The organism is Congregibacter sp. (genome assembly GCF_047617445.1).
Classification (GTDB): domain Bacteria; phylum Pseudomonadota; class Gammaproteobacteria; order Pseudomonadales; family Halieaceae; genus Congregibacter.
In genome coordinates this window covers 1-14,244 of sequence record NZ_JBLGBE010000026.1, presented here as the reverse complement: position 1 = coordinate 14,244, position 14,244 = coordinate 1, and the positions used below count along the sequence as shown (strand labels likewise).

Here is a 14,244-nt window from a genome sequence, read left to right as displayed (position 1 = left end):
ATGGAAACCTACATCGTTGACTGGATAAGTCTGATCGTTCGCTGGCTCCACGTGATCACCGGGATTGCCTGGATTGGTGCATCGTTCTACTTCATGTGGCTGGACAACAGCCTCGAAGAACCACCCCAGTGGAAAAAAGACAAGGGCATTAAGGGCGATCTCTGGGCCGTTCATGGCGGCGGTATTTACGAGGTGGCCAAATATCAGGGTGCCCCAGAAAAAATGCCCGACCACCTCCATTGGTTCAAATGGGAGGCTTACAGTACCTGGCTCACGGGCATGGTGCTCCTAGCAGTTATTTATTACCTGGGCGCCGAGTCCTACCTCATTGACCGTCGGGTCGCGGACTTGAGTTCATGGCAGGCTATTACCCTCGGACTGAGCTTTCTTGTGGGTAGCTGGCTTGCTTACACGGTGCTGTGCGTCAGTCCACTGGCAAAGAACGGCTGGCTGCTAGCCGCTGTCTTACTCATCTTTGGGGGCGGCCTTGCTTGGGGACTGTCACAATTTTTTAGCGGCCGGGGCGCCTACATCCACTTCGGCGCCATCATTGGAACCATAATGGTGGGTAACGTTTTTCAGGTCATAATGCCAGGTCAGCGCAAGCTTGTAGGCGCCCTGGAAGCGGGTGAAGCCCCAAACCCGCACTGGGGAGCTCGCGCAAAGCTACGTTCGACGCACAACACGTATCTCACACTGCCATTGCTGTTTATCATGATTAGCAATCACTATCCCATGACCTACGGGCATGCCTTTAATTGGGCGATTCTCTTAGCGATCGTAGTGATCACCGCGGTTTCCAGGCAGTACTTTGTCCTTAGGCAGGTGCACATTAACCGCCCAGCGATACTGGGCGCCGCCATAGCGGCCACGGTGGTTCTTGCGGCATGGATGGCGCCAAAAGTGATGGTAAGCCCCCAGAGCGATTTGACGGCCTCTGAGCTCGCCCAAAGAGCACACAGTATTATTCGAGAACGCTGCAGTAGCTGTCATGCTGCGATGCCGACAGACGATGTGTTCACGATAGCTCCTGGAGGCGTCATGCTAGACACTGTGGCGCAGATGCAACAATGGGCGCCGCGCATAAAAGCACGCAGTATCGATAGTCACGACATGCCCTTCATGAACAAGACCAATATGACAGACGAGGAGCGTGCAATCGTCGCGCAATGGATTAGCGCTGGAAGCTCAGCAGGCTAGCGCCCGTCCAAACATACCGGAAACTTAGCTTGGTTTAGGCTCGCTCTCCGTTCGCCAGACGCTCTGCCATGGCGCGGTGTGCCTCCAGGAGTGGCATTAGATCAATGCCACTTAAGACCCCCTGTTCGACCAAGACATCGCCTCCTACGACCGTGTACGCAGCGACCGAGCTATAACAAAGTAAGAGACTCGCAACAGGGTCGTGAACCGCACCGGCATGCCAAAGATCATTCACCGCGAAAGCCGCGCAGTCTGCCTGGTACCCAACGCTTAACTGGCCAATTTCGCTCGCGCGCCCCAGTGCTTGCGCACCTCCTCGAGTGGCAACTTTGAGCATGTCCCGAACGGAACAACCGTCGGCGCCTTCTGTGAGTCGCTGCAGCAACATTGCTTGGCGTGCTTCGGCCAAAAAATGACCGCTGTCATTAGAAGACGATCCGTCTACACCAATACCCACATTAACTCCAGCGCGAAGCATGGGCATTACCGGCGCGATACCTGACGCCAAGCGCATATTGGAACACGGACAATGCGCGACGCTGGTTCCCGTGCTGGCGAATCGCTGAATATCTTTGTTATCAAGCTGTACACAGTGCGCATGCCAAACGTCATCGCCCAGCCAACCAAGTTCTTCGGCGTATTCACCCGGGGTCATGTTAAAGCGCTCGCGACTATAGGCGACATCTTCAACGTTCTCTGCTAGGTGGGTGTGCAACCGCACGCCGTGCGCTCGGGCCATGTTCGCGGACTCGCGCATAAGGTCACGGCTTACCGAGAACGGTGAGCACGGGGCCAGTGCCACTTGAATCCGCGACGCCGGCGACGGATCGTGATACGCATTGATCAATCGCTCACTGTCGGCAAGGATACTGTCCTCATTCTCAACAAGGCTGTCAGGCGGTAAGCCCCCCGATGACTGACCAACGCTCATGCTGCCTCTCAGCGCATGAAAGCGTATGCCCGTCTCCCGCGCCGCGGCTATGCTGTCGTCTAAACGACTACCATTGGGGAAAATATACTGGTGATCAGAACTGGTGGTACATCCCGATAGTAATAATTCCGAAAGACCGATGATCGCTGACACTCGAAAAGCTTCTGGTGTCAGTCGTTCCCACACCGGATACAAGGCCTGCAGCCAGCCAAACAGCGGCGCATTTTGGGCGTGAGGCATCAAACGGGTCAGGTTTTGGTAGAGATGGTGATGCGTATTCACCATACCAGGCATCAGGACGTGCCCCTGGAGGTCAATCACTCGGTCCGCGGTTTCCGGCAGCGACTCACTAGGGCCTACCGCCTCGATGATTCCATCGCGCGCAAAAAAACCCCCATCTGGAATCTCTCGTTGTGCATCATCCATGCACACCAAAACATCCGCATGTCGCATCAAAAGCGTTGCCACATTCATCCTCCATTAGCCCAGCGTGCATTATGTGGCCAGCGTCTATGTGCTACCAGCCCCGCGGTATGCCTCCCGCTAAGGGGAGGAATGTCCGTGGAACCCCCTCGAGTCCCTGTGGTCTGATAAAAAGACATGAATACAGGAAACCCCCAAATGCCGACTGCTCGATCTTTGTTTTCCAAAACGTTTACCACAACGTTTGCCGCCCTACTGTTTGTTGCGATGGCAGCCCCGAACATAAGTTTTGCTGAAGATCTTCAGCGGCGCATTGAAGTTACGGGAAAGTCTGAAGTCCGCGTAGCCCCCGATATGGCCAATTTGCAGCTGGATGTCGTCACAGAAAACCTAGACGCAGCTGTGGCTCGGCGGGAAGCCGATGCCATTACAGCCACGGCATTGCAGGTTCTTCGCGACGCAGGCATTACTAATGCGGATATCGATACCACCGGGCTCTCCATAGCACCCCAATACCGGTGGTTAAAAGACGAGCGTACGCAAGAGCTCACGGGGTATCGGGTATCAAGAAATATTGCAGTACGACTACTGGAACTAGACGCTCTTGGCGAGCTGGTAACAACCCTTAGTGACACCGGGATCAATCGCATGCAATCTCCGCGTTTAGGGCTGCAAGATGAAGAAAGCGTCTATCGCGGAGTCTTGGCTGCCGCCGCAGAGAATGCGCGAGAAAGAGCGAGCGTTATCGCAAGCGCTTTGGGCGAGGAACTAGGACCTGTTATCTCTGCCAGCACCCAGCGCGAGGCCGCCCCCCGGCCGATGCTTGCTGAACGAGCACTGATGGCCTCGGATTCGGCATCCGCGTCGTCCGGCGAAAGCTACTCCGCTGGGTATTTAAGTTACTCGGTGAGTATCAGTGCCGCATTTTCTCTCCAGTGACAGCAAAAAGCAGGCCCGAGCCAGCTTTGGCGATGCTCATCGAACGCTTTGACCTCAGAAGGCATCACGCTACACTCGAACAACCAACGAATCAGGTAACAATAAGGCAAACTATCGTGCGTAAAGCATTCCTGAATACTGCGGCAATCCTGACTTTAGCAACCGGCCTCGGAGCAACAGCCTCGAGCGCTGCACTCATTGAGTACACTAAAGCCCAGCAGGAAACAGCCACTGAACTCGTAGAGCAACTCGAGCAACGTCACTACGCCAAGTTGAAGTACGACGACGAGCTATCCTCAGCCCATTTGGACAACTACCTCGATAACCTGGACGGCGGCAAAATGTTTTTTACCGCTGCAGACATTGCCAGCTTCGAGAGCTTTCGCACGCAAATGGATGATGAGCTGGCCAAGGGTCGCCTGGACGCAGGCTTTACGATTTTCAATCGATTTCACGAACACCTGACTCTTCGTCTAGAAACTCTGGTGGAAACGCTTCCACAGATGATCGACGAAATGGATTTCACTATTGATGAGCGCTTTCACCGCGATCTCGACACCCTTGCCTGGGCTGAAGATAAGGCTGTGCTAGACGAGCGCTGGCGTCTTCAGGTCAAGAATCAGGTATTAAATCTTCGCCTTGCTGACAAGCCTCAGGATGAGATCGCAGAGACACTGATTAAGCGCTATACGAATCAGCTTGGCCGCGTAAACCAGTACAACTCTCAGGATGCGTTTCAAATTTACGCTAACGCACTCACTGAGCTGTATGACCCCCACACCAATTACTTCTCGCCCCGGCGTTCAGAAAACTTCAACATCAACATGCGGCTTTCCCTTGAGGGTATCGGTGCTGTGCTCTCCCCCGAGGACGAATACACGCGCGTCGCGCGCATCGTGCCAGCGGGCCCCGCCGACAAACAGGGCGAGCTGAAACCGTCTGATCGCATCGTGGCCGTAGGTCAGGATGAAGACGGCCCCTTTGAGGACGTCATTGGTTGGCGTCTCGATGAGGTAGTAGAGCTGATACGAGGACCTAAAGGATCCACCGTGCGCCTGCAGGTGCTTCCCGCCAAAGGTGGTAACGATGCAGAACGCAAGACCATTCAAATCGTGCGCAACAAGGTCAAACTCGAAGAGCAGTCCGCACAGAAGCGTATTCTAGAGCTCCCTAAAGGCAACGGTGAAACAGTACGTGTTGGCGTTATCGACATCCCGACCTTCTACCTCGATTTTGACGCGATGCGCCGTGGTGACGAAAACTACAAAAGCACCACCCGAGATGTAAAGAAGCTGATTGCCGAGTTGGAAGAAGAAAACGTAGAAGGCATGATCGTTGACCTTCGCCGAAACGGTGGCGGTTCACTACAGGAAGCAAACGACCTTACCGGACTTTTCATTGAATACGGGCCCACCGTTCAGATTCGACACTCTTCCCGCCGAGTCTGGAGGGACGGCAAGCGCCTTCGCAGTACTTACTACGACGGCCCGCTTGTCGTGTTGATCAACCGTCTGAGCGCCTCGGCCTCAGAGATTTTTGCCGGCGCGATCCAGGATTACGATCGCGGTCTCATCGTGGGAGATCGCTCCTACGGTAAGGGCACGGTGCAAACCATGGTGCCTCTCACTGAGGGGCAATTAAAAATCACCGAGAGCAAGTTCTATCGCATTTCGGGTGACAGTACGCAGCATCGCGGTGTAGTACCGGACATCAGCTTTCCTTCGCTGTATGACCCGGAAGAGATCGGCGAGTCTGCATTGGATAACGCTCTAGATTGGGATCAAATCAATCCCGTTCGCCATCGTCGCTACAGCAACCTCGACTCCCTTGTGCCTCAACTCACGGAGATCTTTGAGACTCGCAGCAGCAGCAACCCGGAGTTTCTGTATCTTCAGGACCAACTGGCGGTTGCTAACGAAAATCGCACCATCACCAGTGTTTCGCTGAATGAGACAGTACGTCGAGAAGAGCGGGAAGTCCGCGAGGAGCGGGCTCTAAAAATCGAGAACAGACGCCGAACTGCACAAGGTGAAGAGCCTTTGGCATCACTGGACGAGCTCGACGAGAAGGACGCCGAAGATGAAGCCGGTGTCGCAGACGGAGATGTCAACGCGGACGCAGAGCCTACAGACGACGTTGCCGCCATTGACGGCGCGGTTGCTCCAGCAGCCGCTGAAGTTGAAGGCGCTGCTGAAACCGACGAAGATTCTACTGAAGATGACATCGTGTCGGCTGAAGAAATCGCTAGCGAGGACGTTTTACTCTCCGAAGCCGGTAGCATTCTCGTAGATGCGCTAGTCCTTCAGGAGCGAGCGTACGCGCTGACTACGGCGAAGCAGGACGACTAGTAAGACCGCTACCGCCACGCCACACCAATCAACCAGCATGTCTCTTGTCCCCGGGCCCCGCCCCGGGACAAAGAGTTGCAGGGTTTCGGTGAGCGGCGCCAACATCAACATATCGAACCATGCGTGACGACGCGCCAAGCCAAGAAACAAGGTGGCCCCGCAAAAAAGCACCGCGTGCAGCAGCGTAAATATTGAAAATCCGCGTAAAGGGAACTGCGTTTGCAGGATTGTCTGCATACTGACTTTGGCATCGATGCTTTGCCCGCCCGTCAACAGTGCATAAATGTCGGCTTTCAAACTCACGCTCACGCAGCAGCCAAACAGAATACCCACAACAGTGAACATCCCTGCCATCACCAAAAGTGTGGGATGGGCAAAGCGGTAGTCTCTGAACACTAAAGCAAGCAGTACCACCCCAATGAGTAACATTGCCATGCGGGTCCCCCGCCAGACCGGATTCTCCTTGAGTGCACCAACCTCAAGAGAACTCAGCGACAAAGATGCAGGCGCACTAAGCAGTTGTATTTGCACAACCGCTGGGCCATCTCCCTCTCTTCGAGGAATAGGCTCATCGAAACATTCACCGGCCGTACCGCTGAAGAAGCTATTGACTCGATATTGGCGATTAAAATCCAGCCTGCCATTCCGTACGGATGCCAATAACACCGCAGCGGTATCCGGACTCGCATCACTAGCAAGACAAAAGCTTACGCGCAGAAACTCTGACTCGGTGGGGAAGATCAGCGCTCTTGATGCCCAGTGATTACCGGGGCGTTGTGCCTCCCAGTGTAATCGCCTCCCGTCCAGGTCCGCACTAATGCTCGGCGATAAGGACCAGGCGATGGGTTGCTCACCCAGGGTCTGTAGAGGGGCCACAGTGAGATACGTAGGTATCTGCGCCGCCAGTGTCCAGGCAATGATCAGATAGCCAACCACCCAACGCCATCGCCAGAGGGTGGGCTTAAGCGCTGGATCTCTTAGAGTGCTGGGTTCAACCGCTGCCATACCAGCGTAATCGCTCTGCAAGGTCCACTACTTTGCCCACAATGATCAATGTGGGCGGCTGAGGTTTGGCGCTTTCGACGAGGGACTCGATGGTCCCCAGCGTACCCGTTAGGAGACGTTGGCTGGGAGACGTCGCGCGCTCTATGAGAGCGATCGCGGTATCCGGTGAACGTCCATGCGCCATCAACTCTTTGCAGATGATAGGCAAGCCCACCAACCCCATGTAAAAAACCAGTGTTTCAGTTTCGCTGAGAAACTCTTCCCAGCGATGCTGTAACTTCCCGTCTTTTGTATGACCCGTGACAAAGCGCACGGACTGCGCATAGTCTCGATGCGTTAGAGGAATGCCCGCATAGCACGCAGCCGCATTCCCCGCGGTGATTCCCGGTACTACCTGAAAAGGAATATTCTTCTCCGCCAGAAGCTCGATTTCCTCCCCACCGCGACCAAACACAAAAGGATCACCCCCCTTTAAGCGTGCCACACGTTTCCCTTGCTGGGCCAACTCGACTAGCAATTCGTTGATGCGGTCCTGCGGAACGCTGTGGTCTGAGCGGCGTTTGCCAACATACAGCTTATCGGCATCCCTGCGCGCCATTGCGACAATATCGGGGTTCACTAACCGGTCATGCAAGACAATGTCTGCACGCTGCAGAAGGCGTAATGCTTTGAAGGTCATTAATTCCGGATCACCCGGACCCGCGCCGATGAGATACACCTCTCCCACGGGAAGATCGCTATGGTTTTCCAAAAGCTCCGCCAGAGCCTGCTCAGCCGCCTGCCATCGATTATTTAGAATGAGTTGTGCAATGGGACCATCAATGACCTGCTCCCAAATGCGGCGCCTCTCAGCCTCACTAGACCCAACTTCGCGAATCCTATCGCGATGAAGTCGTCCAAAACGAGCAATATCAGCCGTCGCAGCCGGCAACATGGCTTCGATACGGCTGCGCACAGAGCGTGCGAGTACCGGGCTGGCTCCACTACTACTGATGGCCACGATGAGCGGTGAGCGATCAACAATCGCCGGAAAAATAAAACTACAAAGATCCGGCGAGTCCACGACATTCACCGGAATGCCCCGCGCGGTAGCTTCTGCGTGGACCGCTTCATTAACCGTACGATCAGGCGTCGCCGCGATCACCATAATGGCGCCAGCCAAATCACCCCGCACATATTCACGCGCATGCCAGGTGACTGGCTGCTCATCGGCCAAGGCGCGAAACTGCGAGTCCTGCTCGGGTGCAATGACCGTAAGCTGTGCTCCGGCGCCTAACAGGAATCTAGCCTTGCGTGCCGCGACAACGCCAGCGCCAACCAACACAACAGGCTGGTCACGCAGGCGTAGATTGATCGGTAAAAAATCCATGGGGTAGCGCCTAAGCGCTAGCAATCTCGGTTTGCCCACCCATGTACGCCTGCAATGCCCAAGGAATGGCGATACTGCCATCGGCCCGCTGATAGTTTTCCATAACCGCCACCATCGTTCGGCCAACGGCTAAGGCTGAGCCATTGAGTGTATGCAGTAACTCAGGTTTAGCCGTCGCGGGGTTCCGCCAACGTGCCTGCATACGTCGCGCCTGGTAGTCCCCAAAACTGCTGCAAGAAGAAATCTCCCGATACTTGTCCTGCCCAGGCAGCCAAACCTCAAGATCGTAGGTTTTACGTGCCGAGAAACCCATATCACCACCACAGAGCAGCATTTTACGGTAGGGAAGCTCTAATCGACGCAGCACATCTTCGGCCTGCGAAGTGAGTTGCTCAAGTGCCGCTTCAGATTGCTCTGGTCGCACCAGATACACCAACTCGACCTTCTCGAACTGGTGCTGGCGAATCATTCCGCGAGTGTCACGACCGTAACTGCCGGCTTCACTACGAAAACAGGGGCTGTGACAGGCAAAGCGAATACCCTCTTCACCCAGTTCCGCGGCCTCGAAAATCCGATCTCGAGCTATATTCGTGACGGGTACTTCTGCCGTGGGGATGAGGTAATAACCGTGATCGCCTTCCAGCTTGAACAGGTCCTCTGCAAACTTGGGAAGCTGCCCTGTCCCCCGCAAAGAATCGCTGTTAACGATGTAAGGAACATTCAGCTCTGTACATCCGTGCTCCCGCGTATGCAGATCCAGCATGAATTGGATCAGGGCGCGATGAAGCTGCGCCAAGGGGCCGCTGATCACGGTAAATCGAGAACCTGTGATTTTACCGCCCAGCTCGCTATCCAGACCACCGAGTCTCTCGCCGAGATCCACATGATCGCTAACTTCAAAGTCAAAGCTGGGTATGTCACCCCAGTGAGCGACGAGGGTATTGTCATCCTCGCTCGTTCCCGCTGGCACGACGACGTCCGGCACGTTAGGAATCCCCTCCATGAGCGCATCCAACAGAGATTGCACCGTCCGGGCTTCTTCCTCAGCTTTATCCAGGCGCGCCGCGATTTCTTTAAGCGTTTCGTCCACGGAGGCCTTGGCCTCGTCAACACTCATGCCCCCACCGACAAGCTGACCGATCTTTTTGCTGGCGCTCTTGCGTTCAGCCTGGAGCTGTTGGCTCGTGACGTCGGCGCTTTTGCGGCGCGCATCAAGAGCATCGAAGGCCGCCGCATCGAAGACAAAGCCACGCTTGGCTAAGGCCTGAACGACGGCTTCGGGGTGTTTTCTGACTTCTTTAATATCGAGCATTGTCTTGCCTAAGTCCCATCATCTGAAGCTTAACCGAGCAAGCTTCGAGTGAAATAAATACCGATCGCAGCGGCCGCGACGCAGCAAAAAACGCTAGCTAACGCATACGCAGCAGCCATACCGGGCTGGCCCTGTAACCACAGCTCTACAGTTTCTAGTGAGAAGGTGGAGAAGGTGGTGAAGGCACCAAGAAAACCCACCATCAACACGCTGCGCCAATCGGGGTGCAGCACGGCACGTTCAAGCATCACGAAGATGACGCCAACCAGCAAAGATCCGCCGGCATTGACCACCAAGGTGCCCAAGGGCCAGCTACTCCCCCAAAGGTTATGCGCATGCGTGGTCAGCCCATAGCGAGCTAACGCCCCGCAGGCGCCACCGACTGCGATAAAAACCAGATGCTGCATCATCGTAGCTCGCTAAAAAGCGCGGATTGTAAAGCCTTTGGGCTGTTGCGTTAAGTATCAGCCTCAATGCCCCTACTGTATCAGCGATAGCGGCGACGGCTTGCTAGCCGGTCGCGCTCTCTCAAATCCTCCAGACGCGCCCGAATCCGCCCTTCGAGGCCGCGATCCGTAGGCTCGTAAAATCGTGAGCCGTCCAGTGCCTCTGGAAAGTAACTCTCTCCCGCTGCAAAGGCATCGGTTTCGTCGTGAGCGTAACGGTATTCCGAACCATGACCCTCTGACTTTGCTAGAGCCGTGGGCGCATTGCGCAAATGAATGGGAACTTCTTCAGACCCCCGCTCGGCGACAGCACGCTGTGCGGCCTTAAATGCCACATACACAGCGTTACTCTTTGGAACCGAGGCTAAGTAAGTGATGGCCTGTGCGAGGGCGAGTTCGCCTTCTGGGCTGCCCAGACGCTCAAGGGTCTGCCAGGCATCCAACGACAAGCTCAATGCGCGGGGGTCCGCGTTACCAATGTCCTCGCTAGCCATACGAATAACGCGCCGCGCCAAATACAGCGGATCACAGCCGCCATCCAGCATCCTGCAATACCAATACAAAGCGGCGTCGGGAGAGCTGCCCCGAACCGCCTTGTGCAAAGCTGAAATTTGATCGTAGAAATTGTCGCCATTTTTATCAAAGCGTCGCGGCGAGCCCTGGAGCACTTCTTCGAAACTTGAATCATCTAAGCGACCCGTTTCCGCCTTAAGACTGGCGGCGAGCTCTAGTAGATTCAGTACCCGACGGGCATCGCCATCCGCCGCCAACGCAAGACGCTCACGCTGCGGCACGCTCAACGTCAAGCCAACCTCTACCTCTCCACGCTGCAGAATCATCGCCAGCTCTTCAACGCTTAAAGAACGTAAGCGGTAGACGCGCGCCCGGGACAATAACGCGGAGTTCAGTTCGAAGGCTGGATTTTCTGTGGTAGCCCCGATCAAAGTCAGGGTGCCGTTTTCAACAAATGGTAAAAATGCATCCTGCTGCGCTTTGTTAAAGCGATGTACCTCATCTACAAATAACACGCATTGTCGGCCACTCAAACGCTCAGCCTCTCCCACCGCTACGGCTTCCCGTATTGCCTTCACGCCATCCATCACGGCCGAGAGCTTTAGCATGCGACTGTCGCTGGCATCACAAAGCAGTTGTGCAAGCGTCGTTTTACCCACCCCCGGGGGGCCCCAGAGGATCATCGAGTGCAGGGGCTCACCGTGAAGGCAGCGGGCTAGCGGTTTACCCTTAGCCAGCAAATGTGCCTGACCAACAACGTCAATAGCCTTGGAGGGCCGCAGTGCAGACGCCAATGGTTGCGCCGGCGCCGGGCTACCAAAGAGATCTTCGTTCACGGGCGCTGATTAATAATCAGAAGGTTCATAGACATCTACGCCGGCGGGCGGCACAAAATCAAAGTCTTCGGCGGTCAGTGGCGCGGAATTCTGATCTGGCGACAAAGCCAACTTGATCATTTGTCCGCTGCGATCCTGAACATCCATAGCAACAATCGCGCCTTCCTCCCAGCCAATGTCCACTGACGCGAATCCGGCTTGCGTAAAAGTAGGAATCAATCGAACGCGTGATGGACCTAGGCGCTGCGCCTGAAAGCGCGACCTCAGCTCCCCACTATCGCCGGCGAGCAGCTCAAGGGGCGTAAACTCATTGCTCTGTGTGGTGTCACGCCGCGTGGCGGCCGCCAAATCAATATCGTAGTGCCACAGTGTCGTCCCGGACACGACGATCATTTGCTGGTCCGGAGAGTCTATCTCCCATCGAAAAAAGCCCGGGCGCAGCACCGCGTAGCGGCCGCTGGAGCGCTCTAAAAGCTCATCGTTCTCGTCAAATAGCTCCTGCAGGAATCCCCCGCTCGCCTGGGATTGAGCCGCAAGCAAGATCCAAACTTCCTCAGTTTCGTTTTGTGCAAAGGCCTGAGTACAGGCCAGTGTAAGCGCGACGAAAGCTGCTGTGAGCCAAGTTCTTAACACGGTCTATTAATCCTCGATGGGGGGCGGAGCGATGACTTCGCGCTGCCCGTTGGTGCCCATTTCCGTCACTACGCCGGCGGCCTCCATAGACTCAATGAGGCGGGCGGCACGGTTGTAGCCCACGCGTAGCTTGCGCTGCACGCTAGAAATCGATGCCCGACGACTCTTGGTAACAAAATAGACGGCTTCGTCGTACAGAGCATCGGCTTCGTCATCACCCCCGGAAGCTTCAGACTGAAGCTCTCCCGGTGTCACGGCGGTGCTACTACCCTCGTCGAGTAATCCGTCGATATAGGCTGGCTCGCCCCGGCGTTTCCAGTCCGCTACAACGCGATGCACTTCATCGTCCGATACGAAGGCACCATGAACACGTGTAGATAGACCGCTTCCCGGCGGCATGTACAACATATCACCGTGCCCCAGGAGTTGCTCTGCACCGCCTTGATCCAGAATGGTACGAGAGTCGACTTTGGAGCTAACCTGAAAAGCAATCCGTGTAGGAATATTAGCTTTGATTAGGCCTGTGATGACATCTACGGAAGGTCGCTGCGTAGCTAAAATAAGGTGAATACCCGCAGCACGCGCTTTTTGCGCGATACGTGCTATGAGCTGCTCAACCTTCTTGCCAACAATCATCATCATGTCGGCAAATTCGTCGATGACCACGACGATTGCAGGCAGCGCTTCCAATTCGGAAGCGCTCTGCTCTTCTACCGGTGTCATTGATAGTTGATCCGGCACCCACAGAGGATCCAGCATGGGTGTGCCCGCTTTTGCGGCATCTTGAATTTTGCGGTTGTAGCCTGCCAAGTTACGAACACCGAGCGAGGCCATCAATTTATAGCGGCGCTCCATTTCTGCAACACACCAGCGCAGGCCATTAGCCGCATCCTTCATGTCGGTGATCACGGGTGTCAATAAATGCGGAATGCCGTCATAGACAGACAGCTCCAACATCTTGGGATCCACGAGCATCAAGCGCACGTCCGCCGGCGTCGACTTGTACAGAAGGCTAATCAGCATAGCGTTCACGCCCACCGACTTACCCGAACCCGTTGTACCCGCCACCAACAGGTGCGGCATTCGAGCGAGATCCGCGACGACAGGCTGCCCCGAAATATCGTGGCCCAATGCAAGCGTTAAAGCAGATTTGGATTGATCGAACGTACGGGACGACAGTACCTCACGAAAATTAACCACTTCGCGATGTTCATTAGGAATCTCAATACCTACGACACTTTTACCCGGAATTACTTCCACCACGCGCACCGAGATAACGGCAAGAGAACGCGCCAGGTCCTTGGCAAGATTAGATATCCGAGAGACCTTTACGCCCGCCGCCGGCTGGATTTCGAAACGTGTAATGACAGGTCCGGGATACACCGCCGTCACTTCCGCGGTAATACCAAAATCAGCGAGCTTGAGCTCCAATAGCTTTGAGAGTTGAGCTAAGGCCTCAGGCGAGTAACCCTCGCTCGAATCACGCTCAGCTGGATCCAGTAATTCCAGGGGCGGCACTTCACCTGTAATAGGCGCGTCGAACAACGGCACCTGTTTTTCGCGTTCAACGCGCTCAGATTTTTCCGGCGGTGGCTTGAGTGGTTTGATCTTGGGAGGTGTACGCCTTTTCTCTTTCTCAACGTGCTGATCAATAATCTGTCGACGTGCTTCAAGCTGTTTCTCTCTAGCCCTGCGATCCCGTGCCCCGTCTCGGAACTGCAGTACACGTGCTCGCGCACTATTCAGCGTCTTGATCGCAAGCGCGCCCAAGCGATCCATCAATCTCAGCCAGCTCAGGTCGGTGAAGATGGTCATTCCAAATAGCAACACGGCCACTAATATCAGTCGCGCGCCAAAGGCGTTAAAGGCCGTATTCATTGCAGAGCCCAGCGCTAAGCCGATAATGCCACCCGCCCCTTGGGGAAGCGGTCCTACCGCGCCTACGTTGAGCGCAGCAAGCCCCGTACCTGAGGCCATTACCAGCACCAAACCCAAGGCCCTGACGCTGAGAACCGTTCCGGAGAACGCTCTTGGTCGTTGACGCTCCGCGAACAACAAGGCCGCGCGATACGCCAGCATCAGGGGAAACAAATAAGCGAGGTAGCCCACGAGGGAGAAACAAACGTCGGCTAACCAGGCACCGGTTGGGCCGCCCAGATTGCTCACCTGCCCCCCGGAACCCGTGCCAGACCAGCCCGGATCCGCTTGGGAGTAGCTCACAAGACTGACCAGCAGGTATGCACAAACCGCCGCAACGGCGATGAGTAGTCCCTCGCGTAAACGTGGGGA

11 protein-coding genes are annotated in these 14,244 nt (G+C 55.5%); 3 read left to right on the top strand and 8 right to left on the bottom strand.

What is annotated here, in order from left to right; genetic code table 11:
* Positions 1 to 1,200, top strand: a complete 1,200-nt coding sequence (locus ACI9KD_RS08135; protein WP_414980664.1) for a urate hydroxylase PuuD — start codon at positions 1 to 3, stop codon at positions 1,198 to 1,200.
* Positions 1,201 to 1,234: 34 nt separating this feature from the next.
* Here ACI9KD_RS08135 and ACI9KD_RS08130 read toward each other — a convergent pair whose 3' ends face one another.
* Positions 1,235 to 2,599, bottom strand: a complete 1,365-nt coding sequence (locus ACI9KD_RS08130) for an 8-oxoguanine deaminase (protein WP_414980663.1) — start codon at positions 2,597 to 2,599, stop codon at positions 1,235 to 1,237.
* A gap of 153 nt (positions 2,600 to 2,752) precedes the next feature.
* Here ACI9KD_RS08130 and ACI9KD_RS08125 point away from each other — a divergent pair, with 153 nt between their 5' ends.
* Positions 2,753 to 3,493: an SIMPL domain-containing protein gene (locus ACI9KD_RS08125; RefSeq protein WP_414980662.1), complete on the top strand. Its 741-nt coding sequence runs from the start codon at positions 2,753 to 2,755 to the stop codon at positions 3,491 to 3,493.
* A 116-nt stretch (positions 3,494 to 3,609) separates the two neighbouring features.
* Entirely contained in the window at positions 3,610 to 5,841 is a 2,232-nt protein-coding gene (locus ACI9KD_RS08120; protein WP_414980661.1) for a carboxy terminal-processing peptidase, read from the top strand.
* Here ACI9KD_RS08120 and ACI9KD_RS08115 read toward each other — a convergent pair.
* The 7 genes from ACI9KD_RS08115 to ACI9KD_RS08085 form a co-directional block, all read right to left on the bottom strand.
* Positions 5,788 to 6,846 carry a VanZ family protein gene (locus ACI9KD_RS08115; protein ID WP_414980660.1) on the bottom strand — a complete coding sequence of 353 codons (1,059 nt, stop codon included), beginning with the start codon at positions 6,844 to 6,846 and terminating at the stop codon, positions 5,788 to 5,790. The genes ACI9KD_RS08120 and ACI9KD_RS08115 overlap by 54 nt on opposite strands.
* Positions 6,833 to 8,215, bottom strand: a complete 1,383-nt coding sequence (gene cysG, locus ACI9KD_RS08110) for a siroheme synthase CysG (protein WP_414980659.1) — start codon at positions 8,213 to 8,215, stop codon at positions 6,833 to 6,835. The genes ACI9KD_RS08115 and cysG overlap by 14 nt, the downstream gene beginning before the upstream one ends.
* A 10-nt stretch (positions 8,216 to 8,225) precedes the next feature.
* Positions 8,226 to 9,527, bottom strand: a complete 1,302-nt coding sequence (serS, locus tag ACI9KD_RS08105) for a serine--tRNA ligase (protein WP_414980658.1) — start codon at positions 9,525 to 9,527, stop codon at positions 8,226 to 8,228.
* A 29-nt stretch (positions 9,528 to 9,556) separates the two neighbouring features.
* Positions 9,557 to 9,937 (bottom strand): fluoride efflux transporter CrcB, encoded by a 381-nt coding sequence (gene crcB, locus ACI9KD_RS08100; protein WP_414980657.1) that lies wholly within the window; start codon positions 9,935 to 9,937, stop codon positions 9,557 to 9,559.
* Between the two features lie 77 nt (positions 9,938 to 10,014).
* Positions 10,015 to 11,322 (bottom strand): replication-associated recombination protein A, encoded by a 1,308-nt coding sequence (locus ACI9KD_RS08095; RefSeq protein ID WP_414980656.1) that lies wholly within the window; start codon positions 11,320 to 11,322, stop codon positions 10,015 to 10,017.
* Positions 11,323 to 11,331: 9 nt separating this feature from the next.
* Entirely contained in the window at positions 11,332 to 11,955 is a 624-nt protein-coding gene (lolA, locus tag ACI9KD_RS08090) for an outer membrane lipoprotein chaperone LolA (protein WP_414980655.1), read from the bottom strand.
* 6 nt (positions 11,956 to 11,961) lie between these two features.
* On the bottom strand, positions 11,962 to 14,244 hold a 2,283-nt coding region (locus ACI9KD_RS08085), incomplete at its 5' end, for a DNA translocase FtsK (protein ID WP_414980654.1).